This is a genomic window from Saccharothrix variisporea (assembly GCF_003634995.1).
Taxonomy (GTDB): Bacteria; Actinomycetota; Actinomycetes; order Mycobacteriales; family Pseudonocardiaceae; genus Actinosynnema; species Actinosynnema variisporeum.
This window is the reverse complement of sequence record NZ_RBXR01000001.1, coordinates 6,363,146-6,389,767: the sequence shown is the minus strand read 5'-3', so window position 1 is coordinate 6,389,767 and position 26,622 is coordinate 6,363,146. Positions and strand designations below refer to the sequence as shown.

The following is a 26,622-nucleotide window of genomic DNA, read 5'->3' as shown; positions in this document are numbered from 1 at the left end:
CCGGGCCCGGATCGGGAGAGCGCCCGCCGCCGCGACCCGTGCGGGTGATTCACTAGTCGTCATGTATGCGCTCCGCCACGCCGTCGGGACCGACCCCGGCCTGCGCCGAGAGGCGAACGAGGACTCGGTGTACTTCAGCGAGCGCCTGTACGCCGTCGCCGACGGCATGGGCGGTCACGCGTACGGGGAGGTGGCCAGTTCGATCGCCGTGGGCGTGCTGGCCGAACTGGACCTGGACTCCGACGACCCGCTGTCGCTGCTGTCCGACGCGACCCGGGAGATCGCCGTCCGGCTGACCGACCTGGCCGAGGAGAACTTCGACATGCGCGGCATGGGCACCACGCTCACCGCGCTGCTGTGGGACGGCGAGCGCTTCGCCGTCGGGCACATCGGCGACTCGCGCTGCTACCTGGTGCGCGACGGGGCGCTGACCCAGATCACCCGCGACCACACCATGGTGCAGGCGCTGGTGGACGACGGGCGGATGGCGGCGGAGCAGGCCGCCGAGCACCCCGGCCGGTCGATGCTCATGCGCGCGTTGCAGGCCGGGTCGGCGCACGACCCCGACCTGTTCTACCAGGACGTCGAGGTCGGCGACCGGTACCTGATCTGCTCGGACGGGCTGTCGGACGTGGTCACGTCGGCCGAGATCGCCGAGCTGCTGACGGCCGACCCGGACCGGGACCGGACCGTGCGGGCGCTCATCGCGGCGGCCAACGCGCGCGGCGGGCCGGACAACATCACCTGCGTGGTGGTGGACGTGGTGCCGGCCGGGAACTCGTCGTGGCTGCCGAAGTGGCTACAGCGGGACGAGGCCCAGTAGGTCGCGCAGGGCCTCCTCGCCTGCCGGCGTGACCTTCACGGCCCGGCCCGTGCCGATCTTCTTCACCCAGCCGTGGGCGTGGAGGCTGGCGCAGATGTGCGCGCCCGCGGCACCGGCCAGGTGGGAGCGGCGCTCGGTCCAGTCCAGGCACGGTTTGGCGATCGGGCGGCGGGACGTGGGCGGGGTGAAGTCGAGGGTGTCGGTCAGCCAGGCGAGGCCCTCCGGGGTGAGGGTCAGGTCGTCGTCCAGCAGGTTCCGAGTGGTCATGGCGTCGGTGATGGCCACGCCCAGGCGACCGGCGAGGTGGTCGTAGCAGGTCCGGCCGCGGGCGAGGGCGGCCGAAGCGGTGGTGGCCTTGAGGGTCTTGGCCGTCGTCGCCGGACCGACGTAGGCGAGCAGGTGTTCCAGCAGGTCGGCTTCGCGCTGGCCGGCCAGTTGGACGTAGCGGTGGCGGCCCTGGCGGCGTTCGGTGAGGACGCCCGCGTCCACCAGGCGGGTCAGGTGCTCGCTCGCCGTGGAGGCCGAGACGCCGGCGGCGGTGGCCAGTTCGCTCGACGTCCACGCCCGGCCGTCCAGGAGGGTCAGCAGGAACCGGGCGCGCGTGCGGTCGGCGAGCAGCGCGGCCAGGTCGGCGAGCTTGTCGGCGGGCATGCCGTCCATTGTGCGGTGTGGACGCTTCGGCGGGCGCCGAAGTTTCCGGGCCCTAGCGTGTCCGGCATGGACCACGACGTGCTGCTCGACCCCGCCTACACCGTTCCCGCCGTGCCGTTTGGCGCGACCGGCGTGGCTTGGCTGCGTGCCCATGTGGCGCGGTTCAGCGAAGGTGCCGACCACGAGCGTCGGCGTCGGCTGGCGGAGGATCTTCTGTCCACTGTGGACATGGCAGTGTTGGAGCGTCCGGGGGACCCGGTGGCGAAACTGGCCGCCGAGCTGGGGTTGCCGCGCGATGTCGTGGCGGACGTGACGACGGTGGCGCGGTCCTACCAGCCGCATTCTGCCGTCACCCCGGAGGCCGATCGCGCGGTGGAGCGGCTGGTCGCGTTGTGCGGTGCGCGGGACGAGGTGGCGGCGGCGCGGATCGGGTTGCTGGTGCAGGCTTGTGACGCCACGAACGCGTTGATCGCCGGCAAGAACCCTCCCGTGCCCCTGACCCGGCGGGTCGCGCCGTCCGGCGAACTGGTGGAGGTGCCGCTGGCGGACCGTCCGTTCGGGGCCGGGCGGCACGGGTGCCCGGCGCGGGCGCACGCCTTGGCGTTGGCTTCGGGGACGTTCCACCGGTTGCACCACGGCGCTTCGCCGTTGGTGCTGCCGAACGCGTGGGACTTCGCTTCGGCCGCGGCGTTGGTGCGGGCCGGGTTCACGGCGATCGGCACGACCAGCCTCGGTGTGGCGGCGGCGAACGGCATCCCCGACGCGGCCGGCCTGGCACGCGAGGAGACGTTGACGCTGGCGCGGAAACTGGTCCGGTTGCCGGTGCCGATCACCGTGGACATCGAGGCCGGGTTCGGCGACGTGCGCGGGGTGGCCGAAGAACTGGCGGCCATGGGGGTGTGCGGGGTCAACATCGAGGACGGGCGCGGGGAAGCACTGGCCGACCCATCGGAGCAGGCCGGGTTGATCGCGGAGTTCAAGGCCGTCGCCCCGCACCTCTTCGTCAACGCGCGGGTGGACACGCACTGGCTGCACGTCGACCAGGAGAGCACGATCTCGCGGGCGTTGCGGTACGTCGACGCGGGTGCGGACGGGATCTTCGTGCCGGGGCTGACGCCGGAGAGCGAGATCGCGAAGGTGGTGGCGGCGGTGGACGTGCCGGTGAACGTGTTGGCGCAGCACGACATCCGGACGTTGGCCGAGCTGGGGGTGAAGCGGGTGAGCACCGGGTCGCTGTTGTTCCGAGCGGCGGTGGGGGCGACTGTGTCCACGGCCCTCGCGGTGCGGGACGGTGGAGCGGTCGGCCCGGTGCCCACTTACGACGAAGTGCAGGCGTTGGCGGACTAGGCGATGTCCCGCACCGTCACATCACCGTCGGCAGAGCATTCGGCCACGACAATGCGAACAGGCCATAGCCGATCAGGCCAAACGCCGCGACCTTCCCCACGGTGTCGCCGTACGGCAGTGCCTTCTCGGCGAACACCAGGGCCGCGACGGCGACCATGGCGCCGACGTTCATCACCCCGAGCGGCAGCAGCAGGAGGAAGAGCAGCCAGCAGCAACCAAGGCAGTACAAACCGTGGCGCAGCCCCATCGTCACCGCGCCCCACCTACCATCCCGCCAGTAGCGGAGCATGAACATGAATGGCGTGCGGCAACGCACCAGACACGCGTGCTTCAGCGGGGTCAGCTGGTAGACGCCCGCGGCCACGAGGAGGCCGCCGGCCGCACGGGACATCGCGTCCGCCGCCGCCATCGAGTCGCCGACGAGCGCATCGCCGACCACAGCGATTCCATAGCCAGCCGCCCCGAAGGCGGTCCACACCGCCAGGTAAGGCAGCACGAACAACCATGTCGGCGTGGACGGACCTCCCGTGGCACGTCTGCGGGCCTGGCTGCCGGCGAAGGCGAGGATCATCGGGGCAGAGGCCGGGAACATCATCGCGACCATCATGGCCAGCCACATCAGCAGGAACAGCGGCGCCGCCATACCCATGGTCAGACCGGCACCCATGTCCTCCGCGCCGCCCATGACCCGGGACTGCCAGACGACGAGAGCCCACGCTGCCGCGGCCAGCGTCAGCAGCACGACGAGAAGCAGCCGCTCCAACCGGAGCACCTGCCTACGCGCGCTCGGGTCAGAAGGACCAGTTGAACGGGACGGCAGCGCCATAGCCGAGCGTCTCCCACGCCCGGAGGTCGGGGTCGGACGCCGAGCCGGTCGCGGTGGCCAGCTCCTGCGTGTCGACCGCGAAACCCGCCGCGATCGGGGCGTGCACCAGGACGGCCTGCTTCCCCTCCTCGGACTTCAGGCGCTCCATGCTGAAGCCGGCGAAGTCACCGGCCTTCACCCGCGGGCTGTCGCCACCGACGACCTCGACCGGCACAGTCTTGGAGGGCAGGAACGACGCGATCATCCCCGCGACGCCCTCCCAGACCCCACCACGCTTGCCCTGGAAGATGGCCTCGAGCTCGTCGCGCTGCTCGGGCGAGGCGGCCTCGTCGAGGTAGAGCACCACCTTGTCGATGCCGCCGACGAAGTCACCGGGCAGTTCACCGTGGAAAACCACCTTGGTGCCGCCCAGGTCCACCCCGTTGGACTCCCCGGAGTCGATGGCGAAGCCGAGGACGGCCGAGCACCACCCCTGGTCCGGCTCCGCCGGCCCGAAGTTGCACCGACAGACCATCTTGCAGCTGCAGGACTCATACCATGTGCCCTTCATCGTCCACGCCATCTCGCCACCTCCAATTCGTCGATCGCGTGGCATCGTCGCCGGTTCCTTCAGTGTCGTACCGCACTTCTCCCAGAACAAGGCCCCTCTGGCATCCGTTGCTGCGGCGACCTCTTCCGTGATCGGGATCAACCCCGATTTCCTGCATGCCTGTCGCACACCCCGCCCGGACTGTCCTCCACGTGCACAGTCAAGCACTCACCGTGGTCAGGGGTTGGGGCCATCGCAGAGCCCAGCACAAGTGGAGCGCGGTGATCACAATGGGGCTGACCCGTCTCAACGGCTTGGAACGGGCTGTGGGATCAACGATCGGGAGTCGTCGCCATGAAAAAGAGTGCACCCACTCCTATCGAAGTCGAGATTTCCGGAAGCGCAGTTTACCGTAAAAGCGCCTCGCCGGCGGGCAGGCCGCCAAAGATGACCCGACTGCAACTGCGGGGGCTTCTTTCTTTTGCCATCTTCGGCGGACTGCCCACTCGGCAAGGCGGGCGGGCCGGCTGTCCGTCGTCAGCTCGGGTTTGCCGCGTGGGTCAGGGTCTCCCAGGCGATGAAGAGCTTGTCGGTGCCGGCTGGGCGTTGTTGTTCCGTCAGGCGCTGGGTGTTCGTCATGCCGATGCCCAGGCGGGTGTGGAGGGCGTTGAAGGCGACCTCCGTGGTCGGGCCGAGGGCCTGTTTGATGGTTCCGCCGCACAGCCACGACGGCACGGGTTCGACGCCCAGTTGGTACTTGGCGTGCAGGCCGTAGGCGTGGCGGAGGCGTTCGCGGACCTCGGACCACAGGTCTTGGCCCTGGTGGCGGGCGGTTTCGGCGAGGTGGGCGGCGGCGGCCAGGCCGTAGCCGGTGTGGGTGAAGTCGCGGCAGGTTTCCTGGGAGAGGCCGTTGACGAAGGTGCTCTGGCCCTGCCAGTAGGAGATGATCTCGGCGCGGGTGTCGATGCCGCTGTTCGGTGGTGGCTTCGGCAGGTCGCCGTCGGTGGTCAGGTAGACGTACGCGGGCATCCGGGTGCGGTAGATGGACACCGCCTTGTCGTACGCGGCCCGGTCTTCCAGGAACACCGCGATGCCCAGGGACGCCTCCATCATGGACAGTTCCCAGTTGCCGTTGGTGGCGGGGCGGCCGTTGGCGATCTCGGGCAGGTAGACGTTGCGGAGCATGGTGGCGAAGCGTGATGCGTTGGGCCAGTTCCCGTAGACGTGCTTGATGATCTCCGCCGCGCGCGGCCACGACGAGCCCGCCCAGGCGGTTTGCAGGGGTGCGTTGGTGTTGGTGTGGTCCTGGATGACGGCGGACCACGCGTCCATGATCTGGATGGCCTTGGTGGCGTACCGGCTGTCTCGGGTGATGTACCAGGCCAGGGACAGCGTGTAGGCCGCCAGGGCGTCTTCGCGCTCGTCCGTGCAGCCGTAGTTGGGGTTGGAGTAGGAGCCGCACTCCACCACCGCACGGGGTTTCGGCGTGCGGGACAGGGATGCGAACGGGTGGGCCATCATCTGGTCGTACGCGGCTTTCCACGGCTGCGCGCCCTCGTTCACCTTGGCGCGCACGAAGTCCAGCTGCCCTTTGCTCACCAGGACACCGGGGTGGGCGAACGTGGCGGGAGCCGCCGTCGCGGGCGACGGTCCCGTCACCAGTCCGGCCGCCAGGACGACGGCCACCGAGAACACCGATTTCCCTCGCATGCCACCGAGGGTGTGTGGTCCAGACCACAGGTGTCAACGATTTTCACGGTGGTGAAACGGTCCGCGCCACGAGCAGGGCGGCGAGGAGGATCCCGGCGGCGACGAGAGCCGTGCCGCCGACCACCCAGGTGGCGTAGACGGCGTAGGCCACGGCCTCGCTGCCCAGGCCCGCGACGGAGGTGACGGTCGCCCGCGCCGGGCCGGTGATCCGCTCCTGGAGGCGGGTTTCGGCGACGACGAGGACGAGCCGGTAGAAGCCGTAGGACACAGCGACCAAGGCGAGGCCCGCCGGGTGACGCAGGTAGCCGGCCGCAGCGAGCAGGAGTGCCGAGAGCGCCAGCAGGAGCGCCGGGCTCCGCCACGCCCCGCCTGGACGTCGGCCGGCTCCGCCGAGGGCCGCGCCTGCCGCGCCCGCGAGCGGGATGACCAGCACGGCCACCGGGACCCAGGCCGTGGGCACGTGCCAGTCCTGGGCCATCAGCGGGAAGTACTCCTCCAGGGCGTCGATCCCGGTCAACGCCGCCACCGCCACGACCACCCGGCGCACCGCCGGCACGGCCGCGCTCTCCGCCAACCCCGCGCGCAGGGTCGCGAGCCAGCTCTCCGGCTCGCCGCGCGGGGTCTCGGGCAGCCGGGTCGCCACCAGGGCCGCGCCCAGGCAGGTCGCCACGCTGACCCAGCCGACGAGCGGGTAGCCGCCGGTGGTGAACAGGGCGGTCGCGATGAGGGCGGCGGGGATCTGGGCGAGCAGGCCCACGGCCGTCACCCGGCCCAGGACCAGGCCGAACGCGTCGGCCGCGCCGACCGCCGCCAGGCCGTCGTGGATCAGGGCCTCCAGCGCGCCGGACACCAGCGCGCCGCCCAGTCCCCACAGCACGAAGCCCGCCGCGAACGCCCAGAAGCCCGGGGCGGCGGTCCACAGGGCGTAACCGCAGGCCTGGAGCACGCCGGCGGCGACCAGCGACCAGCGCCGGGAGAACCGGTCCGCCAGCGCGCCGAACGGGACCTCGGCGACGACCGCCACCGTGGACCAGATCGCGAAGAGGAGGGAGATCTGCCCGTCCGACAGCCCGGTGTCCGCGAACAGCAGCGCGTACAGCGGGTAGACGGGCACGACGTCGGCCAGCAGCGCCCACCCGACGACGAGTCGGGCCAGGGGCCGGGCCGGGAGCGGTGCGGGGCGTCAACCGAAGGGCATGGCCGAGCTTAGACCGCTCCCGGTCCGGCGGGTCAACGCATTACACGGCGTGCTCGACCGGCTTCGGCTCGCCCGTGCGGCGGGTGCCCAGGAGGGCGTCGACCACCAGGAACCCGAGCAGGGTCAGGCCGAACAGGGGCACGAACCACCCGACCGCCGCCGCGACCACCAGCACGCCGACCACCTGCGCCGGCGGCACCTTCCGCCACTGGCCGCGCGGCACGGGCCGCCCGAACCCGCGGGTCGGCCGGCGCCGCCACCACATCCGGTAGCCGAGCACCACCAGCGCGACCAGGCCGCCGCCCAGCGCGAGCAGCAGCACCTGGTTGACCCAGCCGAACAGGACACCCATGTGCGCGTCGATGCCCCACCGCGTCAGCTTGGCCATCAGCGGGTAGTCGGCGAACCGGACCTGGTCCACGATGACACCGCCGTGGACCGCCACGGAGTCGACCTGCGTCGGCCACCCGCGTTCGACCTCGGCGACCTTCCACGCGCCGCCCCCGGCCGGCCAGGTCACCTCCACCGCCCGCGCGTCGATCCCGGCGGCGCGTGCGTGCGCCAGCACGGCGTCCACTTCGGACGGCGTGCCCGCGGTCGGGGTGGCGCTGCCGTGACCGCTGTGGTCGCCGGAACCGGACAGCTTCAGCGCGGGTGTCGTCCAGCCGAACGCCTTGCGCAGGTCGGCGACGTTCTCACCGGCGTACTTCGACCACGTCAACCCGGTGGCGGACAGGAACAACGCGCCCACCAGCACCCACAGGCCGACCACGGCGTGCCGCCGCAGGGCGGGCTTGGGCGTGACGCTCCGCCGCCGCGTCAGCCACAGCACCAGGCCGCCCAGCGCGACCACCCACAGCCAGGAGGCGGCCAGTTCGCTGTACAGGCGGCCGACCTCGCCGAGCAGCAGGTCGCGGTGCAGCCCGTCGAGCGTGGCGCGCAGCGGCAGCACACCGCTGGACCCGTAGGTGACCAGGTCACCGACGACCGCGCCGGTGGCCGGGTCGACGAACACGGCCAGCTTCTCGGACTCGCCGAGGTCCGGCGAGCTGAACAGGACCCGGGTCGTCATGCCGGGTTCGGGCGCGGGCCGGACCGCGACGAGCGTGGCGGACGGCTGGGTGTCCACCGCCGCCTCGACCTGCCGGGACAGCGGCACGGTCTGCTCGGACGCGGGCACCGACAGTTCGTCCGCGTAGAGCCAGGACTCCAGTTGCGGTGTCGCCGCGTACAGGACGCCGGTCAACGCCGCGATGAGCACGAACGGGCCGACGAGCACGCCGGCGTAGAAGTGGAAGCGCAGCACAAGGCCGCGCCAGGACTTGATCATGGCGAAAGCTCCTCTGGGTGTGCGGTATCGCCACCGGTCCACAAGGGACGGTGGTGGGGACGTGCGCTTGCCTCAGAGGACGGGTGGCCCGCGTCTCGGCACGGTCCGCCGGCGCAGCGCCTCGGACAGCGGCTGCTCGTTGGGACCGGCGATGGGGATGCGCAGCGGCGCGAAGGCCGGCGGTGGGGTGAACCGGCGTGGCAGCACCGACGCCAGTGCGGCGGCGAGGCGGAAGACCGCGCCTTCCGCGCCCGTGAGCGCTCCGACGACGACGGCCGTCACCAGGGCGTGGGCGACCAGCATCGACGGTGACGGCACGACCTCGCGCGGGTGGCGGCCCAGCACGGCCAGGAACACGTGCAGCGTGACCTGGACCGTGACCACGAGCCCGACGATCTCGGCCGCCTCGAGCCGGCGGTCGGTCAACGGTCCGCAGGCCCACGCCACCGCCGCCGCGAACGCCAGGACGTGCGGCAACCCGGGCAAGTGGCCGGTCGCGCTCGCGTGCGCCACCACCGCGAGCAGCCCGGACGACAGCCCGATGACACCGCAGCGCGCGACGCGCACGGCACCTCGGGTCGGAGTCGTCACGCCACCGGAGCGTATTCGGGTCGGCGAACGGCCGACAGGCCCGAACGGGCCGCCCCGCTAGCGTCGGGGACATGGTGAGAGCACTGATCATCGGCGGCGGGATCGCCGGGCCGGTCACCGCGTTGGCGTTGCGCAAAGCGGGCATCGACTCGGTCGTCTTCGAGGCCTACCCCACGGGCGCGGACGACATCGGGGCCTTCTTGACGATCATGCACAACGGGCTGGACGCCTTACGCGCCATCGACGTCGAGCACGTCGTGGTGGACCACTCGTTCGCCGCCGACGGCGTGGACGTCTACGACGGTGCCGGCGTGCTCGTCAGCGAGAACCGCTGGGGCAACGGCGTCACGGGACCGCGCACGCTGCGCCGCGCCGACCTGTACCGGGCGTTGCACGACGAGCTGCGGGCGCAGGGCATCGCCGTCGAGCACGGCAAGCGGCTGGTCGGCGTCGAAGGCGGTGTTCGGGCCGTGTTCGAGGACGGCAGCACCGCGGAGGGTGACCTGCTCGTCGGCGCGGACGGCCTGCACTCGGCGACCCGCCGGATCATCGACCCGCAAGCGCCGCGACCCCGGTACACCGGCCTGAACATCTTCTACGGCTACGCCGAGGGCCTCGAACCCACGACCCCGCCCGGCCGGTACCACATGATCGCCGGGTCGCAGGGCTTCTTCGGGCACAGCACCGCCCCGGACGGCACGACGTGGTGGTTCGCGCGCACCCCGGGGCCGGAACGCCACGGCGGCACGCCCGAGGACCACCGCGCCCACGCCGCCGCGTTCTTCGCCGACGACACCTCACCCGCGTTGGAGATCATCCGGGCGGAAGGCGAGATCCACGCGAGCAACGCCTACGACGTGCCCACCACGCCCGTCTGGCACACCGACCGGGTGGTGCTGGTCGGGGACGCGGCACACGCGGCGTCCCCGGCAGCGGGTCAGGGCGCGTCGATGGCGCTGGAGGACAGCGTCACCCTCGCGCGGTGCCTCCGCGACCGCGCGGAGCCGCGCCAGGCGTTCGAGGTGTACGAGCGGTTGCGCCGGGAAAGGGTGGAGGCGCTGGTGGGGATGAGCGCCGGGTTGGGCGCGAACCGATCGGTGTCCACGAATTCTTTCTACGCGCACCACATCGAGTGGGGTGATCCGGTTCAGTTGTAGGGCATTCCGCCGAACGGGGTGGTGGCCGCCGCTTCGGCCGTCGTGAACAGGGCCACCACCAGCGCGGCGATGAGCACTCGTCCGATTCGCATGCGCACTCCAGTCACGAGCGATCGTCGGGAATTGCACGGCGGGCCGGCCCGGTGATTACCGTGGCAGTGGCGGGTGAAACGCGGTGGTGGTCGCGGTGAACAAAAGGCGAACTGTCCGCGTGTGCCATTGATTCGAAATCGCGGAAGACCTTGTTCACCTGCTGTTAACCGCGTATTCTCTCCGTGTGCGCGCCGTCACCCTGCGCCTCGTCGGCCGCGAGCGCGAGCTGGACCGCCTCCGCGCCGGGGTCGACGCCCTGGGCCGGGGGCGGGGTGCCGCGCTGGTCGTGGAGGGCGAGCCGGGCATCGGCAAGACGGCGCTGGTCAAGGCCGTGTGCGAGGACGCCGCCGCGCGCGGGTTCCGGGTGTGCCGGGGCGCGGGTGACGAACTGGGCCGCTCGCTGCCACTGCTGCCCCTGCTGGACGCGCTGTCCACGGCCCGCTCCGACCCCGGCGCGACCGCCACCGCCGAGCGCCTGCTGGCCCGGGTGGACGACCTGTGCGCGGACGGTCCGGTCGTGCTCGTGGTGGACGACCTCCAGTGGGCCGACACCGCGACCGTCGCCGTGTGGCGTCGGCTGGCCCGACTGGTGCCGCAACTGCCGTTGCTGCTCATCGGCGTGCTGCGCCCGTTGCCGCGCACAGACGACCTGTCCGCGCTGCGCCAGGGCGTCGAACGGCTGACCGTGGGCCGGCTGGCGGAACCGGCCGTGGCCGAGCTCGTCGGGGTGCTGTCGGGCGGCACGCCGGACGACGGGCTGATCGCGCTCGCGGGTGACGCCGGCGGCAATCCCCTGTTCCTGGTGGAGCTGGTCGAGGCCTTGGTACGCGGCGGCGCGATCGAGGTGGACGCGACCGGCACCGCCCATCTGACCCGTGACGGCGGACCGGGTGCGCTGCCCGCGTCGCTGTCGGCCGCCATCCACGACCGGATCGCCTACCTGAGCGCCGAAGTCCGCCGCGTGCTGGTCGCCGCCGCACTGCTCGGCGTGTCCTTCCCGGTCGCCGACCTCGCCGCCGTGCTGCGCACCCGCGTGGTGGACCTGCTGCCCGCCTTGCAGGAGGCGACCGTGGCCGGCGTGCTGGAGGACGGGCGGCTGGGGCTGAGCTTCCGCCACCCGCTGGTGCGCGCCGCCCTCTACGAGCAGGTGCCCGAGTCGGCCCGCAGCGCCTGGCACGGCGAAGCGGCCCGCGCGCTGGCCGAGAGCGGCGCGGGGGTGGATCGGGTGACCCGGCAGCTGCTCGCCGCCGACGACCACGTCCCCGAGTGGGTGGCGCGGTGGCTGGACGAGCACGGCGCCACCCTGGTCGCGCACGCGCCCGAGGCCGCCGTGGACCTGCTCGGCCGGGTCGTCGTCGCACCCCACGCCACCCTGCGCCGGGGCGTCCTGCTCGCGCACCTCGCCGAAGCCAGGTTCCGGCTCGGCGACCACCACGGCGCGGAAGCGGTCGCGCTGGCGGGGCTCGAACACGGCACCCTGGTCGACCTGCACTGGACGCTCGCGCAGTGCCGCAGCATGACCGGCCGTTCCGCCGAGACGCTCGTCGAGATCGACCGCGCGCTGGCCGCGCCGGGCCTGTCCGCCGGTGACCGCGCCCGGCTGCTCGTGCTCGCCGCCCGCGCGCACTGGGACGAGGGGTCGCTGGACGACGCCGAGCGCCTCGCCGTCACCGCGATGGAATCCGAGGACCGCCGCGCCACGAGCTGGGCGCTGCACGTCCGCACGATCGTGGCGATGGCCCGGGGCCGCATGGCCGAGGCGCTGCCGCTGTTCGACCGGGCGCTGGCGGTCGCGATGGGCGACCCGGCCACGGCGGACCTGCGGCTGCTGCTCCAGATCAACCAGGCCGTGACCCTGGGCGAGCTGGACCGCGTGGAGGAGGCCATCGCGTCCGCCCGGGTCGTCCGGCACGCCGCCGACCAGACCGGCAACACCGTCCGGCTCGCGCAGGCGCAGAGCGCGCTGGGCCAGCTCCTGCTCGACGCGGGCCACTGGGACGAGGCCCTGGTGGACGTGGACCTGCTGCCCGACGACCTCAAGCACCCGATGGTCTCGCGCTGCGACCACGGCGTGGCGGCCCTGATCCACCTGCACCGCGGTGACGCCGAGGGCGCCCGGCGGCACCTGGACACGGCGGGCGAGGCCGTGCCCGGTCACGTCGTCGGCTCGCTCGCCCTGGCCACCAGCCTGGAGCTGGAGCAGGCCGGCCGGGTCCGCGAAGCGCTGGCCGTGCTGGTGGAGGGCATGGACTCGGTGGAGGACCTGCTGCCCGACGCCGTGCGGCTGGCCGTCGCGCTGGGCGAGGACCCTTCGGCGGCCGTGGCGCGGGCCGCGGAACTGGCCCGGGACCTCGACGTCCCGCACCGGCGGGCGGTCGCGGACTACTGCCGGGCGCTGGCCGACCGCGACCCGGTGGGCCTGCTGCGGGCCGCCGGGTCGCCGGCCCCCGATTCCCTCGTCCCACGGGGCACCGACAAGGTCGGTGCAGCCGGACGGCCGTTGCTGCGGGCCACGGCGCTGGGCGCGGCGGCGGTGGCGTTCGCCGAGCGCGGCGACCGCACGTCGGCGCGGGCCGCGCTCAGCCGCGCCGTGGACGTGCTGGAGCGGCTGGGCGCGGAGTGGGACCTCAACGTGCTGCTGGCCCGGATGCGCGAACTGGGCGTCCGGCGCGGCCCGCACGCCAAGCACCGGCGGGCCGCGCACGGGTGGGAGAGCCTGACCCCGACGGAGCTGAAGGTCACCGAACTGGTGGTGGCGGGCCTGTCCAACCGGCAGATCGCCGAACGCCTGGTCCTGTCCAGCCGGACCGTCGCCACCCACGTGTCACACGTGCTGGCCAAGCTGGGTGTCCGGTCGCGCACCGACATCGCGCGGGAGGCCGTGCGGCACCGCGTCGCGTCGGGGTGACCGGGCCCGGTAGCGCAGGGGCAGCACGAACCACCAGAACCCGAACCAGGCCACCAGGCCCGACGTGATCCACAGCGCGGGCACCAGGCCCAGCACCACGTCCAGGATCAGCAGCAACGCCGCCGCCAGGGCCAGTTTCAGCAGCACCAGACCCGCCAGCAGCAGCCGGCTGGACGCGCGGACCAGCTCGTGCTTGAGCCGGCGGCGGAACACCAGTCGGTGGAACGGGGCGGGCGCGATGAGCAGGGCGGTCGAGGTCGCGCCCAGGACCAGGCTCGACACGTAGACCTGGAGCTGGAACAGGTCCAGCGTGCCGAAGCGCGGGGTGAAGGCGAGGGTCAGCAGGAACGCGAGCAGCAGCTGGACTCCGGTCTGGGCGACCCGCATCTCCTGGAGGATCTCGCCGTAGTTGCGGTCCATGCGCTCGGCGGGGGTCTCGTTGCGTTCGGCGATGTTCATGGGGACCACGGTGCTCTCCGCAGGGGTGCGGAAACATCGGTCGGCATACCGAGGTTGGTGTCGGTGTGGAGCTGAGCGAGTGGGTGGCGGACATCGCCGTCGAGCGGTTCGGGGCCGGCGGCACGCAGGCGCACGGCCCCGACCCGGCCACGACGCTGGTGTTCTGCTCGCGGTCGGAGGAGGCGTTCGTCCTCGGGCCGCGCACGCGGGGGCGGTACTTCGCCGGCGTGGACGCCCACCGGTTGCTCGTGCGGCTGCGGCCGGGTCTGGCGCGGGCCGTCCTCGGGGTGGGCGTGCGGTCGCTGGTGGACGAGGTGGTGCCGTTGCGCGAGCTGTGGGGCGTGTCCGTGGGCGGGCCGGCGGGGTTGCGGTCGGCGCTGGCGTCCCGGCTTGCGGACCTGGACCCGCGATCGGACGCCTTGGTCGCCTCGGCGGCGGGGCTGGTGCTTACTTCCGGTGTCGCGGGTGCCGCGGCGCGCCTGCACGTCAGCGAACGGCACCTGCGTGGCTTGTTCGGGGAGGCCGTGGGGTTGCCGCCCAAGCAGTACGCGCGGGTCGAACGGGTGCGCCGGGCGGTGGCGTCGGGCGGGACCGGCGGCTGGACCCGGGTGGCGGCGGAACTGGGCTACTACGACCAGTCCCACCTGCACGCCGAGTTCCGGGCGACGATGGGCGTGGCCCCCGGCGCCTTCGCCGCCGGCCGGTACCCCGAGGCAGCGCCCTGCTAGAGCGGTCTGGCCAGGTAGAGGGCGGTCTCACCCTCGGCCGGGGTGCCCGTGTAGAGGGTGGTGTCCAGGCCGCACAGGCGGAAGCCCATCTTCTGGTACGCCCGCACGGCGGGGACGTTGACGCTGGACGTCTCCAGCCAGGCGGTCCGCGCGTGCCGCCGGCGACCGTGGTCCAGGGCGAGGTCCATGAGGTGGCTGCCGATGCCCCGGCCGCGGTGGGAGGGGGCGACCGTGATCTGGCGGATGACCAGCCGCCGGTTCCAACTCTCGACCTCCAGGGACACGAACCCCCGGATGTCACCGTCCTCGGCCACGAACCCCTCGCCGGACAGGTCGTCGTCGTCCGGCGGGAACACCTTGCGCAACGGCGGGTCCACCGGGACTTCGCGCAGCGCGAAGCCGTGCGGGTCCTGGTCGACGACGAAGACCGTTGTGGTGGTGAAGGAGTCGTCGAGGTCGAGGTCGTCGTGCGGGCGGATGGGGCGGTACCGGAGTTCCACTGTGCTAACCGATGTCCTCTCGGAGGGTTCGGGTGAGGACGCCCTTGTTCAGCCGCCTCGCGGCCGCCACCGCCGGCACGCCGAAGAAGCAGAGACTCCGCTCGACGTGGTCGCCGACAACGCCGAACGAGTGGTCCTTCGCGACGAAGACCAGGTAGTCGCCGTTGGGCAGGAGCACCGACTCCCAGTCCCCCGCGTCCTCGGCGTCGGTGACGCGGTGCGGCCGGTACAGCACCGATTCGTGCACGAAGTCGTGGACGATCACGGACTCCCAGTACTCGGTGCACTCGCGCAGCACGTCCGCGACCAGTTGCGCCACCGCCCGGTCCGCACCGACCGCGTAGGCCGGCGCCAGATCCCAGGTGACGGCGGGGGCGGGCGGGACGATCAGCGGGCGCTCACCCCGGCGGAGGGTGAAGTCCTCGGCGAACTCCTCGCGGAGTTCGCGTTGGAGGTCTGGGGCGAGGTCGTGCCAGACTTCCTCGTCGGTCATCCGGACGCTTCCCGGGCCGCGCGCTCGAGCTTCGCGCGGTAGGACTCCCACCAGGCCGGGTCGTCGTCGGGCAGGTTCGAGGCGTCCTTGCGCAGGCCCGCGGCGCCGTCGATGGTCTCGCGCACGATGTCCGCGTGGCCGGCGTGGCGGCTGGTCTCGGAGATCACGTGCACCAGCACGAAGTGGAGCGACACCCGGTTGCGGCCCTCCGGCCACCACGCCACGTGGGCGAGCGCGTCCAGGTCCAGGGTCTCGATGGTGGCGTCCGAGTGCGCCCACACGCGGCGGTACAGACCGACGATGTCCTCGCGGGACTCGTCCGCCGTCGCCCACAGGTCCGAGTTCGGCTCGGCGTCGTCCGCCAGCCACGGGAAGGACTCCGGGAACGGCCGGTCGAAGCTCTCGCCGAAGTAGCCGATCTCCACCGCCGACAGGTGTTTCACCAGGCCCAGCAGGTTGGTGCCGGTCGGGGTGACGGGGCGGCGGGCGTCGTACTCGGAGACGCCGTCCAGCTTCCACAGGATCGCGTCGCGCGCGGATTGCAGGTAACGGCGGAGGGTCGACTTCTGGTCCATACCGGACAGTCTGCCGAAACGGGGTCGCCCCCGGTGCGAAACCGGGGGCGACCACAGGGCGGGATCAGCAGAACACCTCGTCGAGCAGTTCCTGCAGACCGGCGCCGTTGCCGCCGGCGGGTGCCGACGTGAACGACGCGGCCAGGCGGGTCTTCGTGTCGCGGGTGCTGCCCAGGAAGCTGTTGTAGCCCGGGATGCCGCCGCCGTGGCCGTACACGGTCACGCCGCACGGCAGCTCGGTCGCCTCGAAGCCCAGCCCGTAGCCGTTCGTGAACGGCAGCGCCTTGGTCAGCTCCGCCAGCTGCGCCGGGGCCAGCAGGCGGCCGTCGAGCAGGGCGTCGACGAACCGGTCGAGGTCGGCGGTGGTGGAGATCATCTCGCCGGCCGCCCACGCGACGGACGGGTTGAGGCGCGTGACGTCCACGTCCTTGCCGTCCACCCGGTAGTACCCGTGCGCGTGCGGGCCGGGGATGCCGACCCGGTCACCCGGCACGGACGTCGAGCGCAGGCCCAACGGCCGCAGGATCCGCCGCTCGACCGCCTCCTCGTACGGCTTGCCGGTCACCCTCTCCACCAGCAGGCCGGCGACGACGTAGTTGGTGTTGGAGTAGCTCCAGGACGTGCCGGGCGGGAAGTCCAGCGGCTTGGCCGTGGACAGGGCCAGCAACTCCTGCGGCGTCCAGTGCTTGTACCGGATGGTCTCGAACCCGGCCGGGTCCAGCGGCAGGGCCCGCGTGTAGTTGAACAGGCCGCTGGTGTGCTGGAGGACGTGCCGCACGGTGATGCCGTCCGGGACCAGGCCCGGCAGGTACGTGCCGATGGGCTCGTCCAGCGCCACGCGGCCCTCGCCGACCAGTTGCAGCACGACGGTCGACACGAACGTCTTGGTGATGCTGCCGACCCGGAACCGGCCGTCCAGCGGCACCGGTTTGTCGCCGCCGAGCTCCGCGACCCCGCTGCGCGCGGTGAACTGCTGCCGACCATCGGTGATCCGGACCTGGGCCCCGGCCGCGCCGCCCTCGGTGGTCAGCTTGTCCAGCGCCGCCTGGACGACCGCCCGGTCGACCCGACCGCCGGCCTCGACGGGCTCGGCGACCGCCGTCCCGCCCACCCCGAGCGCCGCCAGCCCCACGACGGCGGCCAGGGCGATTCCCCTCTTGCGCATCAGACCCCTCCTCACCGGCCGTCCCCCTGACGGCCTGACCGGAACCCGAGTCTGGTGGGACCCCACCCCCGCCCACGACCACCCGAGGACTGAACCGGACCGCGACTTCCGTCGTAGCCACCCTTAGTGGTCACGCCACGGTGGAACCGCTCCCACGGCCGCATCCACTACTCCGTTCGAGTGACACAAGTGGTCTAGACCTTGACCGTCAAGTGGTCTGAACCACATGTTCTTCTCAACCCTGCACTCCTTTCCCTGACGAGGAGCACGATGTCCAAGACCCGATGGCATCTCACAGCGTTGGTCGTGGCGGTCGCCACGACGGTGCTCGGCCTGGTCCTGGTGCCGGCGGCGAGCGGCGCGGGCGGCCTGGCGGCCACCTTCACCAAGGGCTCCGACTGGGGCACCGGTTACGAGGGCAAGTACACGATCACCAACGGCAGCTCCGCCGCGATCTCGACGTGGACCGTCGAGTTCGACCTGCCGTCCGGCCACCGGGTCGGCTCCCTGTGGGACGGCAGCTACACCACCAGCGGCCAGCACGTGACCGTGAAGCCGACCTGGAACGGCGCCCTCGGCGTCGGCGCCTCCGCGAGCTTCGGCTTCAACATCACCTACTCGGGCGCGTACTCCGGCCCGCAGAACTGCAAGCTCAACGGCGCGTCCTGCGACGCCGGCGGCGGCACCACGACCACCACCACGACAACGACGACCACGACGACGACGACGACCACCACCAGCACCACCACGACGTCGCCGACCACCACGACGACCACCACGACCACGAACCCGCCCACCGGCTACAAGAACCTGGGCTACTTCACGCAGTGGGGCGTCTACGGCCGCAACTACCACGTCAAGAACATCCACACCTCCGGCTCGGCCGCGAAGCTGACCCACATCAACTACGCGTTCGGCAACGTCACCGGCGGCAAGTGCACCGCCAACGACGACACCTACGCCGACTACGACAAGTTCTACGGCGCGGACACGTCGGTCGACGGCACCTCGGACTCGTGGGACGCGGGCGCCCTGCGCGGCAACTTCAACCAGCTGCGCAAGCTGAAGAAGATGTACCCGCACATCAAGGTGCTGTGGTCGTTCGGCGGCTGGACCTGGTCCGGCGGCTTCGGCGCGGCGGCGCAGAACCCGGCCGCGTTCGCCGAGTCCTGCTACAAGCTGGTCGAGGACCCGCGCTGGGCGGACGTGTTCGACGGCATCGACATCGACTGGGAGTACCCGAACGCCTGCGGCCTGAGCTGCGACACCTCGGGCCCCGAGGCCTACAAGAACCTGATGCAGGCCCTGCGCGCCCGCTTCGGCACGAGCAACCTGATCACCGCCGCCATCCCGGCCGACGCCTCCTCCGGCGGCAAGCTCGACGCGGCCAACTACGGCGGCGCGGCCCAGTACGTCGACTGGTACAACGTCATGACGTACGACTTCTTCGGCGCCTGGGCAGCCCAGGGCCCGACGGCCCCGCACTCGCCGCTGACGTCCTACGCGGGCATCCCGCAGCAGGGCTACAACTCGGCCGAGGCCATCGCGAAGCTGAAGTCGAAGGGCGTCCCGTCGAACAAGCTGCTTCTCGGCATCGGCTTCTACGGCCGAGGCTGGACCGGCGTCACCCAGGCAACCCCGGGCGGCACCGCCACCGACGGCGCCCCCGGCACCTACGAGAAGGGCATCGAGGACTACAAGGTCATCAAGACCAAGTGCCCGGCCACCGGCACCGTCGCCGGCACGGCGTACGCGTTCTGCGGCAACCAGTGGTGGAGCTACGACACCCCGGCCACCATCGGCGGCAAGATGACGTGGACCAAGCAACAGGGCTTGGGCGGCGCCTTCTTCTGGGAGCTTTCGGGCGACACGACGAACGGCGAACTGATCACGGCCATGGGCAACGGCCTCCGCTAACGCCCTAACGCACCACCCGACAGGGCCCCGCGGCCGTCTCCCCCGCGGGGCCCTTTCGCACCCACCCGCCGTGCACCACCAACGCGCCCCACCACAACGCCCGCCGGTCCCACCTCGCGGTGCACCACAAACGCGCCCACAACGCAGGCCCGCCGGTCCCATCCGCCGGCCGCAAGCCCGCTGCACCCTCAAGCCAACGTGCCGCGCCGCTCTTCCGCGCCGAAGGCGCACAGCCCAGGCGGCACCGCCCACGGGAAGGGCCTCGTGCTTTCCCCGTACGGCCTGGGCGCAGCCCAACCACGCTTTGCCAGGGTTGACAACAAAAATTTGCGAGGAACGAGCCAATTTTTCTTGGCAACCCTGGCAAAGTGTGGTTGCCTCCGGCAGGTCGTACGGGGAAAGCACGACGCCCTTCCTCCCCCGGGGGCCTGCCCGCCGGCGAGGCTCTTTCGTCTTTACATGTGAATTTGTCTTTACATGCGAAGAGGCGGCCCGCCATGGCGAGCCGCCTCCCCCGAAGAACCGCGCACCCCCTACAGGGTCAGGCTCCACGAGTCGATGTACCCGGTGTCCGCCGAGTACACGTCCTGCACCTGCAGCTTCCACGTGCCATTCCGCACCTCGGACGAGACGTTCGCCGTGTACGTCGTGTCGATGTTGTCCGCCGAGTCGTTGTTGGACGACTTCAGCCGGTACGCCGAGCCGTCCGGCGCGATCAGGTCGACCACCAGGTCACCGCGGTAGGTGTGCTTGATGTGCACCTCGACCGCCGACGTGGAGGACGCGTTGCCCGAGCAGTTCGCGATGGTGATGCTGCTGCTCACGGCCGGGCCGTTGTCGGGGATGGTCACGTCGTCCGCGTTGGTGGCGGTCGGGCAGCCGCCGGGCGGGGTGCCGCCGCCGCCGTACGGGTTGGCCGCCTTCTTGGCCGCGTACAGCAGCATCGGCTTGACCTTCGGCCAGAACGTGGAGGTCTGGCAGGAGAACGTCGGGAAGAAGCCGCTGCACGTGCCCGAACCCGGGCCGATCTCCCACACGAAGGACGCCGTGCCGAGCGCGTCGTACACCCAGTCGTCGGTCGCGCCGGCCGCGTTGTAGAGCACCTCACCCGGCTGGCCGTACTGCCAACCGCCGGCGATCGTGGCCATGTCCTTCGCCATGCCGCGCAGGGCGGCGTCGTTGCCGGTCTTGTAGGACGTCGTCCAGCCCCACGGGAACAGCACCAGGTTCGAGTAGCTGTGCATGGAGATCACGACACCGGTGGTGTCGGCGGGCGCCGGGTCGGTGGTGCCGGTGCCGCGGCGGTCCTGGTACAGGTTGCGCCACAGCGCCTGCAGGGCCTTGGTCTCGACCTCGGAGTTCGCCGACGGACCCTTGTAGGTCTGGTCGCACGGGTTGGACGAGGTGCCCTCGCCGCCCCAGTGGGAGTCGGTGTTGCGGTTGAGGTCGATGCCGATCTGCGAGGACGAGGTGCCCGAGCAGTTGGAACCGTTGGTGGTGTTGGCGTTCTTGCGCTGGTAGCGCGGCGTGTTGCCGCCCTGCTGCACGATGTTCACGCCGTCCGGGTTGGCGATCGGCACGACCCACACCTCGGTGGTGTCCAGCAGTGCGGTCACCTCGGCGTCGGTGCCGTAGCCCTGGGTGAGGTGGTCGATCCACCGGTAGGCCATGTCACCGGTGGTGATCTCGCGGGCGTGCAGCTGGCCCATCACGAAGAACCGGGGCTTGGGCGCGGTCGGGCTCAGGGCGCAGTCGCCGGAGTTCTTCTTGGTGATGCAGATGGCGCGCAGGTCGTAGCCGCCGGAGCCCTGGGTCTTGCGCCACGAGTCGCCGTAGTCGACCACCGAGGTCAACGTCGGGTAGGTCGACGCGACCGCGTCCAGGTGCGCGTACTGGGCGTTCACGGTGCGGTAGCCGCCGTAGTACGTCTCCTCCGCCGCCGCCGCGTCCAGGGACTGCGACTTGCGCTGCGGCGGCTCCCACTGCGGCGCGGGCAGCACCTCGTCGATGACGGTGGTGAAGCCCTCCTTCTTCAGCTTGTCACCGGTGTTCGCGTCACCGAGGACGAAGAGGTTGTCGCCTTCGCGCTGCTCCAGCACGTCGAAGCCACGGCCGAGCAGGTCCTGGGCGGCTTTGCCCAGCGGCGCGTGGACCTTGTAGACGTACGTGGGGCCGGCGGGGGCGGCCTTCACCTCGGGTGCGGGGCCCGCGGTGCCGGGGACGCCGCCGTTGATCACCGCGGCGGCCGTGACGCCGGCTATCGCCAGTGTCACGAGTGAACGTCTGGTCGACTTCACGGTTGTTCCTCCTAGGCAGGGTTGAGCAGGAGGATGGGGCAAAACCCGACCGTTGCACACCCTCCGACCGGCCATACCTGTTGCTTATGGGCATGCTGTGAACGCCCGTTGTGCCTGGTGGCGGACGCGCGCGCGGACATCCGGCGCAACGCTTGACCCTGCCCCTGGGGCACGGCCCAGGGTCGACGTCGTGGAGGAGGAACGGATGCTGGTCACCATCGGCGAGTTCGCGCGCCGGTCGCACCTGTCGCTCAAGGCGCTGCGCCTGTACGAGCGGCAGGGGCTGCTGCGCCCGGCGTCGGTGGACCCGTCGAACGGCTACCGCCGCTACCACGAGGATCAGCTCGCCGACGCCCGGCTGATCGCCCTGCTGCGCCGGCTCGACCTGCCGCTCGCGGAGGTCGCCCGGGTGATGGCCGCCGACGACCGCGCGGCGGTCCTCGCGGCGTACTGGGCGCGGGTCGAGCAGCGGTTCGCGGTGCAGCGGGACCTGGCCGCCCACCTCCACGTCGTGTTGACCGGAGGGAAGGGGTTGCTGGAGATGTACGAGGTGCAGCTGCGGGACGTGCCCGAGCAGGTCGTGCTGACCGAGCAGCGGCACGTGCTGCAGCCGGAGCTGGTCGAGTGGATGACCGCCGCCATGAGCCGGGTGGAGAAGGCGGCGGCCGAGGCGGGTGGGGTGTCCGGCGCCCCGTTCGCGATCTACCACGGCGAGGTGAACGAGGACGGTGACGGTCCGGTGGAGGTGTGCGTGCCCATCGCGGCCCAGCCTGCCCCGTCGACGGTCCCGGCGCGCGTCGAACCCGCCCACCGCGAGGCCTACGTGCGGCTGAAGAACCGCGAGGTCGAGTACCCGCAGATCCTGTCGGCGTACGACGCGGTGGCCGCGTGGATCAAGGAGCAGGGGTTGACGGAGGCCGGCTCGCCGCGCGAGGTGTACTGGGCCGACTGCGACGCCGCCGGCCCGGACGACGAGGTCTGCGACATCGCCTGGCCGGTGAAGTGACCCGCCGGCCGGGCCGTCCTCCAGGGCGGCCCGGCCGCGCGGCCCCTACGCCCCCACGGCCTCGGCGGGCGTACGCAGCGGGGTGAGGGCCCGTGCCCACGCCAACAGCTCGTCGACCATCCGGTGCACGGCGGCCACGTGCAACTCCCGCGGCCGGAAGTCGACCATGTCCACGAAGTCCTCCCGCAACGTCAGCGCCACCTGGGGCCCGATGTCGGCCATCCGCAGCACGCCCGCCTGCGCACGCAGCTTCTGCACCGCCATGACCGCGCCGTAGACGCCGTAGCCCACGTAGGCGACCGGCTTGCCGCCCCACTCCCGGTGGAGGTAGTCGATGGCGTTGGTCAGGGAGGACGGCGGAGCGGTGTTGTACTCGGGCGTGACGACCACGAAGGCGTCGCACGACCCGATCTGCTCGGCCCAGCGCACGGTGTGCGGCTGCCGCCCCGGTGACGCCGCCGCCGGCACGGGCTCGTCGAGCAGGGGCAGCCGGTGGTCGGCCAGGTCCACGAGCCGGAACCGGGCCGCCCCGCCCGCGTGGTCGGCGGCCAGGTCCCGGACCCAGCGGGCCACCTGCTCACCGTTGCGGCCGGGACGCGTGCTGCCGATGATGACGCCGACGTTGATCATGGTCGTGGTTCCTCCGGGTGGTGCGGGTATCTGGGACGGGCACTAGACGCCCGCCTCCAGACCCGGTGTGACACCCGTGGAACGTGACGCACGACACGCGGTCAGACCTGCAGTCCGACCTGCGGTCAGACCTCGTAGGTGATGGCGTGCCGGGCGGCGATCGGGTTGATCTTCACCGGATCGAGGGAACCGTTGGTGAGGACGGCCGGTCCCGCCTCGATCAGGTCCTCGACGTAGTGCTCCCAGCCGCCGGGCGAGGAGATCTGCAACAGCCGGGGTGGTGGTGTGGACACGGCCCGCAGGGCGTGCGGCACCCCGTGCGGCAGGATCACGAACGCGCCCTTCCCGGCGACGTGGGTCTGGTCGTCGAAGTCGATGCCGAGTTCGCCTTCGAGCACGTAGATGCACTCGTCGGCCTCGTGGTGGGTGTGCCGCGGGATGTCCTTGGCGAGGGTGACCTCGAGGAGCGAGAACCTGCCCTCGGTGTCGCCGGTCATCGCCTTCACCGCGAACGCGGGCGGCAGGGTGACGCGTCCGGGGCGGACCTCACCGGGTCCGAGCAGCACGAAGCGGTCTTGCGACATGGGGTATCCTCTCAGCGAAACGGAACCGGATTCCGGTTCCACATTAGCGCCGGGAGGTCGGGCGGTGTCAACGGAGCGCAGGACGCGGGCGGACGCGGAGCGCAACCGGGAGCGCGTGCTGGAAGCGGCACGGGCGTTGTTCGCCGAACGCGGCGACCAGGTGCAGCTGCCGGAGGTCGCACGGGCCGCCGGGGTCGGCGTCGGCACGGTGTACCGGCACTTCCCCGACCGGGCCGCGCTGGTCGAAGCGGCGGCGGAACAGCGGTTCGCCGAGATCGAGCACTACGCCCGGACGCGGTGCCTGGCGGGACCGGCCGGGCTGCGGCGCTACCTGGAGCACGTCGGCGAGGTGCTGTCCCGGGATCGCGGGCTGTCGGCGGCGATCGAAGCGGCCCGCGGCACGGCCGGCAGCGAACCCCGCGGCGAGGCCCGCGCCGGCCTGGAAGCCGTGGTGGCCGAGGTGGTGGCGCGGGACCGGGCGGCGGGCGAACTGCGCGACGACTGCACGGTGGCCGACGTCTACCTGCTCGTCGGGTGCCTGTCCGCGGTGGTCCGGACCGGCAGCGGCGACTGGCGGCGGTTCCTCGACCTCGCCCTCCACGGCCTCCTGCCCCGCGCCGACTGATGCCCCAGGGCCTGCTGCCGCGCCGAATGACCGGGATGTGGGCCGGCCCGGATGGGGGTTCGGGCCGACCCACGTCAGGTCGCGGCTAGGACACCGCGACCGGCTTGCGGCCCGGCATGCCCAGCGCCACGACCGCACCCAGCAGCGCGAACGCCGCCACCACCGTCATCGACGCCGTGAACCCGCTGGTGAACGCGTCACGGGACGCATAACCGCCGAACCCGCCGAACACCGCCACGGCCAGCGCCACCCCGAACACCCCGCCCAGGATCCGCAGCATCATGAACGCCCCCGACGCCTGCCCGATCTCCGCCGGCGCGACCGCCCCCACCACCGCCTTCTGCGCCGCGGGCATGGCCATCGTCAACCCCACCCCGCCGACCACCAGGGCGGGCAGCAACGACCAGTAGTCCGCGCCGGCCGTGGACGCGATCCACGCCGACCCGAAGCCCTGCAACACCAGGCCCGTCACCACGAACGTCCGCTCCCCGTACCGGTCCGCGAGCCGCCCGGCGATCGGGGCGCACACCATGAGCGTCGCCGTCCACGGCATCAGCCGCAGCCCCGCCACCAACGGGCCGTCGCCCAGCACGAACTGGAAGTCCTGCGCCAGGAAGAACAACGTCCCGTACAGCGACGCGAACACGCAGAAGTTCGCCGGGTTGGCGGTGGCGAACGCCCGCAGGCGGAAGAAGCGCATCGGCAGCATCGGGGCGGCGGTGCGGCGTTCCCACGCCACGAACGCCACGACCAGCGCCACGCCCAGCACGAGCGAGCCCACCACCTCGGCACTCCCCCAGCCCGCCGCGTTCCCGCGCACGAGCCCCTACACCACACCGAGCGCACCGGCCGTCACCAGCAGCACCCCGACCACGTCCAACGGCCGGGCGGCACCCCGGGTCTCCGCGACCCGCCGCGTGGTCAGCACGATCGCGACCAGCCCGATCGGCAGGTTCAGCCAGAAGATCCACTGCCAGGCCAACCCGGCCACCACGGCCCCGCCGACGAACGGCCCGCTGAACGTGGCCAGCCCGGTGATCCCCAGGTACAGCCCCATCGCCCGCCCGCGCTGCGCCGGCGGGAACGCCGCCGACACCAGCGTCAACGACAGCGGCAGCACCAGGGCCGCCCCGACGCCCTGCGCGGCCCGCGCCGCGATCAGCACCCCGATGTCCGGCGACACCGCGCACGCCGCCGACGCCAGCGTGAACACCGCCAGCCCGACCACGAACACCCGCCGCCGCCCGAACCGGTCACCCAGCGCCGCCCCGGTCAGCAGCAGCACCGCGAAGGTCAGGTTGTAGGCGTTGACGGTCCACTCCAGCGCCTCGACCGACGCCCCGAGGTCCTCCCGGATGGTGGCCAGCGCCGTCGTCACGATCATGCTGTCCAGCGCCATCATGAACGAGGCCAGCGACGCCAGCCCCAGCACCCACCGCTGCACGACGGTCATCGCAGCCCCCCGCGCAGCGACCGGGGCAGCCCGAAGGCGGGCAGCAGCGAGTTGTCGACGAACCGCGTCACCCCGGCGACCCGGTCGCCCGCCACGGTCAGCACCAGCACCCCGTGCGCCCGCATCAGGGGCGCGTCGGCCACGTAGGCGCCGAACGCCGGCTGACCGTTCGCCCGGGTCGGCACGAGCACGTGCCGCCGCCCTTCGCGCAGTGCGACGGCGGTCAGGAAGCGCCGCACGTCGGCCACGCCCTCGTACACGAACGGCAGCGGCGGCATGCTCAGCCGGACGTCGTCGCTCAACAACGCCACGACCGCCTCCACGTCCCCCGCCTCGAACGCCCGGACGAAGTCCGCCACGACCCGCGGCTCGACGGACGTGGGCGGGGGCGGCGCGGCCGGCATCGTCCCGCGTGCCCGCTTCAGCGCGCCGGCCACGGCGTCCTCGGTGGTGCCGAGCATCGCCGCGACCTCGGCGGCCCGGAACCCCAGGACGTCCCGCAACACCAGCACGACCCGCTGGCGCGGCGGCAGCTCCTGGAGCGCGGCGAGGAACGCCAGCGACACCGATTCGCGCAGCTCGTACCGGGCGTCGGGGCCGGGCGCGCGGTCGGCGATGCCGTCGAGCAGCAGGTCCGGGTAGGGCTCGAGCCACGCCGGTTCGCCGCGGTGGTGCGACGGCTCGGGCAACGGGACCTCCGGCCGGTAGTCGGCGGGCGGCCGGCGGTCGGCCGCGCGCAGCGCGTTCAGGCACCGGTTGGTCGCGATGCGGTACAGCCACGTCCGGACCGACGAGCGCCCCTCGAACCCGTCGATACCGCGCCACGCGGCCAGCAGCGTCTCCTGGAGCAGGTCCTCGGCGTCCTGGAGGGAGCCGAGGAGGCGGTAGCAGTGCAGTTGCAGTTCACGCCGGTGCGGTTCGACGAGCGCCCGGAACGCCTCGCCGTCCCCCTCACGCGCCAGCGCGAGCAGTCCTTCGGCACCCTCGGTGGGTGTCGGTCGCATGGTGGTTCCTCTCACCCCGTGGT

General features: G+C 72.0%; 26 protein-coding genes. 8 read left to right on the top strand and 18 right to left on the bottom strand.

Translation table 11 applies throughout. The features are described from left to right. Positions 1-61 precede the first annotated feature (61 nt). Positions 62-823 (top strand): PP2C family protein-serine/threonine phosphatase, encoded by a 762-nt coding sequence (locus DFJ66_RS29115; RefSeq protein WP_121225747.1) that lies wholly within the window; start codon positions 62-64, stop codon positions 821-823. Here the strand turns inward: DFJ66_RS29115 and DFJ66_RS29110 are convergent. After that, positions 800-1,474, bottom strand: a complete 675-nt coding sequence (locus DFJ66_RS29110) for an ArsR/SmtB family transcription factor (RefSeq protein ID WP_121231893.1) — start codon at positions 1,472-1,474, stop codon at positions 800-802. The genes DFJ66_RS29115 and DFJ66_RS29110 overlap by 24 nt on opposite strands. A 66-nt stretch (positions 1,475-1,540) precedes the next feature. Between DFJ66_RS29110 and DFJ66_RS29105 the strand changes: the two genes are divergently transcribed. Next, entirely contained in the window at positions 1,541-2,821 is a 1,281-nt protein-coding gene (locus DFJ66_RS29105; RefSeq protein WP_121231891.1) for an isocitrate lyase/PEP mutase family protein, read from the top strand. A gap of 16 nt (positions 2,822-2,837) precedes the next feature. Here DFJ66_RS29105 and DFJ66_RS29100 read toward each other — a convergent pair whose 3' ends face one another. From DFJ66_RS29100 to DFJ66_RS29075, 6 genes are all read right to left on the bottom strand, one after another. Beyond that, positions 2,838-3,584 (bottom strand): DUF2182 domain-containing protein, encoded by a 747-nt coding sequence (locus DFJ66_RS29100; protein ID WP_211351361.1) that lies wholly within the window; start codon positions 3,582-3,584, stop codon positions 2,838-2,840. A gap of 28 nt (positions 3,585-3,612) precedes the next feature. Then, positions 3,613-4,197 (bottom strand): DUF1326 domain-containing protein, encoded by a 585-nt coding sequence (locus DFJ66_RS29095; RefSeq protein WP_281276711.1) that lies wholly within the window; start codon positions 4,195-4,197, stop codon positions 3,613-3,615. 516 nt (positions 4,198-4,713) lie between these two features. Then, positions 4,714-5,886 carry an alginate lyase family protein gene (locus tag DFJ66_RS29090; RefSeq protein ID WP_121225741.1) on the bottom strand — a complete coding sequence of 391 codons (1,173 nt, stop codon included), beginning with the start codon at positions 5,884-5,886 and terminating at the stop codon, positions 4,714-4,716. Positions 5,887-5,929: 43 nt separating this feature from the next. Further along, positions 5,930-7,000 carry an MFS transporter gene (locus DFJ66_RS29085; protein ID WP_121225739.1) on the bottom strand — a complete coding sequence of 357 codons (1,071 nt, stop codon included), beginning with the start codon at positions 6,998-7,000 and terminating at the stop codon, positions 5,930-5,932. Between the two features lie 124 nt (positions 7,001-7,124). After that, positions 7,125-8,414, bottom strand: a complete 1,290-nt coding sequence (locus DFJ66_RS29080; protein ID WP_121225737.1) for a PepSY-associated TM helix domain-containing protein — start codon at positions 8,412-8,414, stop codon at positions 7,125-7,127. Positions 8,415-8,486: 72 nt separating this feature from the next. Beyond that, the gene (locus DFJ66_RS29075) at positions 8,487-9,005 is read right to left on the bottom strand and encodes a hypothetical protein (RefSeq protein WP_147459386.1); all 519 of its coding nucleotides are present in this window, start codon (positions 9,003-9,005) and stop codon (positions 8,487-8,489) included. A 71-nt stretch (positions 9,006-9,076) separates the two neighbouring features. Between DFJ66_RS29075 and DFJ66_RS29070 the strand changes: the two genes are divergently transcribed. Together DFJ66_RS29070 and DFJ66_RS45145 are read left to right on the top strand one after the other, a co-directional pair. Continuing rightward, on the top strand, positions 9,077-10,162 hold the full coding sequence (locus DFJ66_RS29070) for an FAD-dependent monooxygenase (RefSeq protein ID WP_121225733.1): 1,086 nt from the start codon (positions 9,077-9,079) through the stop codon (positions 10,160-10,162). Between the two features lie 277 nt (positions 10,163-10,439). Next, positions 10,440-13,163, top strand: a complete 2,724-nt coding sequence (locus DFJ66_RS45145; protein WP_121225731.1) for an ATP-binding protein — start codon at positions 10,440-10,442, stop codon at positions 13,161-13,163. Here the strand turns inward: DFJ66_RS45145 and DFJ66_RS29060 are convergent. Beyond that, positions 13,080-13,622 (bottom strand): DUF6328 family protein, encoded by a 543-nt coding sequence (locus tag DFJ66_RS29060; RefSeq protein ID WP_211351359.1) that lies wholly within the window; start codon positions 13,620-13,622, stop codon positions 13,080-13,082. The two genes, DFJ66_RS45145 and DFJ66_RS29060, sit on opposite strands and share 84 nt — an antisense overlap. 65 nt (positions 13,623-13,687) lie before the next feature. Here DFJ66_RS29060 and DFJ66_RS29055 point away from each other — a divergent pair, with 65 nt between their 5' ends. Next, positions 13,688-14,350 (top strand): helix-turn-helix domain-containing protein, encoded by a 663-nt coding sequence (locus tag DFJ66_RS29055; RefSeq protein ID WP_170199722.1) that lies wholly within the window; start codon positions 13,688-13,690, stop codon positions 14,348-14,350. Here the strand turns inward: DFJ66_RS29055 and DFJ66_RS29050 are convergent. From DFJ66_RS29050 to DFJ66_RS29035, 4 genes are all read right to left on the bottom strand, one after another. Then, entirely contained in the window at positions 14,347-14,850 is a 504-nt protein-coding gene (locus tag DFJ66_RS29050) for a GNAT family N-acetyltransferase (protein ID WP_211351357.1), read from the bottom strand. The two genes, DFJ66_RS29055 and DFJ66_RS29050, sit on opposite strands and share 4 nt — an antisense overlap. 4 nt (positions 14,851-14,854) lie before the next feature. Then, the gene (locus DFJ66_RS29045) at positions 14,855-15,343 is read right to left on the bottom strand and encodes a DUF2716 domain-containing protein (RefSeq protein ID WP_121225727.1); all 489 of its coding nucleotides are present in this window, start codon (positions 15,341-15,343) and stop codon (positions 14,855-14,857) included. Continuing rightward, positions 15,340-15,918: a DinB family protein gene (locus DFJ66_RS29040; protein ID WP_121225725.1), complete on the bottom strand. Its 579-nt coding sequence runs from the start codon at positions 15,916-15,918 to the stop codon at positions 15,340-15,342. The genes DFJ66_RS29045 and DFJ66_RS29040 overlap by 4 nt, the downstream gene beginning before the upstream one ends. Positions 15,919-15,982: 64 nt before the next feature. Beyond that, entirely contained in the window at positions 15,983-17,083 is a 1,101-nt protein-coding gene (locus DFJ66_RS29035) for a serine hydrolase domain-containing protein (protein WP_121225723.1), read from the bottom strand. Positions 17,084-17,353: 270 nt separating this feature from the next. Between DFJ66_RS29035 and DFJ66_RS29030 the strand changes: the two genes are divergently transcribed. Continuing rightward, positions 17,354-19,000, top strand: coding sequence for a glycosyl hydrolase family 18 protein (locus DFJ66_RS29030; protein WP_121225721.1), 1,647 nt, complete (start codon positions 17,354-17,356; stop codon positions 18,998-19,000). A gap of 533 nt (positions 19,001-19,533) precedes the next feature. On the opposite strand, the gene DFJ66_RS29025 is transcribed toward DFJ66_RS29030, so the two are convergent. Continuing rightward, positions 19,534-21,273, bottom strand: a complete 1,740-nt coding sequence (locus tag DFJ66_RS29025; RefSeq protein ID WP_246029945.1) for a M14 family zinc carboxypeptidase — start codon at positions 21,271-21,273, stop codon at positions 19,534-19,536. Between the two features lie 214 nt (positions 21,274-21,487). Here DFJ66_RS29025 and DFJ66_RS29020 point away from each other — a divergent pair, with 214 nt between their 5' ends. Further along, positions 21,488-22,303, top strand: a complete 816-nt coding sequence (locus DFJ66_RS29020) for a MerR family transcriptional regulator (RefSeq protein WP_211351355.1) — start codon at positions 21,488-21,490, stop codon at positions 22,301-22,303. A gap of 45 nt (positions 22,304-22,348) precedes the next feature. Here DFJ66_RS29020 and DFJ66_RS29015 read toward each other — a convergent pair whose 3' ends face one another. Then, positions 22,349-22,933 carry an NADPH-dependent FMN reductase gene (locus tag DFJ66_RS29015; protein WP_121225715.1) on the bottom strand — a complete coding sequence of 195 codons (585 nt, stop codon included), beginning with the start codon at positions 22,931-22,933 and terminating at the stop codon, positions 22,349-22,351. 125 nt (positions 22,934-23,058) lie between these two features. Continuing rightward, a complete protein-coding gene (locus DFJ66_RS29010; RefSeq protein WP_121225713.1) occupies positions 23,059-23,517 on the bottom strand; it encodes a cupin domain-containing protein in 459 nt (152 codons plus the stop codon). A gap of 64 nt (positions 23,518-23,581) precedes the next feature. On the opposite strand from DFJ66_RS29010, the gene DFJ66_RS29005 reads away from it, so the two are divergent. Next, entirely contained in the window at positions 23,582-24,142 is a 561-nt protein-coding gene (locus DFJ66_RS29005; protein ID WP_246029944.1) for a TetR/AcrR family transcriptional regulator, read from the top strand. An 85-nt stretch (positions 24,143-24,227) separates the two neighbouring features. Here the strand turns inward: DFJ66_RS29005 and DFJ66_RS44530 are convergent, their stop codons facing one another. From DFJ66_RS44530 to DFJ66_RS28995, 3 genes are read right to left on the bottom strand one after another with little or no spacing between them, the layout of a single operon-like run. Then, complete coding sequence (locus DFJ66_RS44530) at positions 24,228-24,962, bottom strand: MFS transporter (protein WP_246029943.1); 735 nt, start codon at positions 24,960-24,962, stop codon at positions 24,228-24,230. 6 nt (positions 24,963-24,968) lie between these two features. Further along, positions 24,969-25,595, bottom strand: coding sequence for an MFS transporter (locus tag DFJ66_RS44525; RefSeq protein ID WP_246029942.1), 627 nt, complete (start codon positions 25,593-25,595; stop codon positions 24,969-24,971). Beyond that, positions 25,592-26,599, bottom strand: a complete 1,008-nt coding sequence (locus DFJ66_RS28995; protein ID WP_121225709.1) for an RNA polymerase subunit sigma-70 — start codon at positions 26,597-26,599, stop codon at positions 25,592-25,594. Before DFJ66_RS28995 ends, DFJ66_RS44525 begins: the two co-directional genes overlap by 4 nt. Positions 26,600-26,622 lie beyond the last annotated feature (23 nt).

Coding starts and splice junctions, on each gene's coding strand:
- DFJ66_RS29080 (WP_121225737.1), bottom strand. CDS start 8,414: ATGATCAAGTCCTGGCGCGGCCTTGTGCTGCGCTTCCACTTCTACGCC.
- DFJ66_RS29110 (WP_121231893.1), bottom strand. CDS start 1,474: ATGCCCGCCGACAAGCTCGCCGACCTGGCCGCGCTGCTCGCCGACCGC.
- DFJ66_RS29060 (WP_211351359.1), bottom strand. CDS start 13,622: ATGAACATCGCCGAACGCAACGAGACCCCCGCCGAGCGCATGGACCGC.
- DFJ66_RS29070 (WP_121225733.1), top strand. CDS start 9,077: ATGGTGAGAGCACTGATCATCGGCGGCGGGATCGCCGGGCCGGTCACC.
- DFJ66_RS29115 (WP_121225747.1), top strand. CDS start 62: ATGTATGCGCTCCGCCACGCCGTCGGGACCGACCCCGGCCTGCGCCGA.
- DFJ66_RS29105 (WP_121231891.1), top strand. CDS start 1,541: ATGGACCACGACGTGCTGCTCGACCCCGCCTACACCGTTCCCGCCGTG.
- DFJ66_RS29040 (WP_121225725.1), bottom strand. CDS start 15,918: ATGGACCAGAAGTCGACCCTCCGCCGTTACCTGCAATCCGCGCGCGAC.
- DFJ66_RS29035 (WP_121225723.1), bottom strand. CDS start 17,083: ATGCGCAAGAGGGGAATCGCCCTGGCCGCCGTCGTGGGGCTGGCGGCG.
- DFJ66_RS28995 (WP_121225709.1), bottom strand. CDS start 26,599: ATGCGACCGACACCCACCGAGGGTGCCGAAGGACTGCTCGCGCTGGCG.
- DFJ66_RS29090 (WP_121225741.1), bottom strand. CDS start 5,886: ATGCGAGGGAAATCGGTGTTCTCGGTGGCCGTCGTCCTGGCGGCCGGA.
- DFJ66_RS44525 (WP_246029942.1), bottom strand. CDS start 25,595: ATGACCGTCGTGCAGCGGTGGGTGCTGGGGCTGGCGTCGCTGGCCTCG.
- DFJ66_RS29045 (WP_121225727.1), bottom strand. CDS start 15,343: ATGACCGACGAGGAAGTCTGGCACGACCTCGCCCCAGACCTCCAACGC.
- DFJ66_RS29095 (WP_281276711.1), bottom strand. CDS start 4,197: ATGAAGGGCACATGGTATGAGTCCTGCAGCTGCAAGATGGTCTGTCGG.
- DFJ66_RS29010 (WP_121225713.1), bottom strand. CDS start 23,517: ATGTCGCAAGACCGCTTCGTGCTGCTCGGACCCGGTGAGGTCCGCCCC.
- DFJ66_RS29030 (WP_121225721.1), top strand. CDS start 17,354: ATGTCCAAGACCCGATGGCATCTCACAGCGTTGGTCGTGGCGGTCGCC.
- DFJ66_RS29015 (WP_121225715.1), bottom strand. CDS start 22,933: ATGATCAACGTCGGCGTCATCATCGGCAGCACGCGTCCCGGCCGCAAC.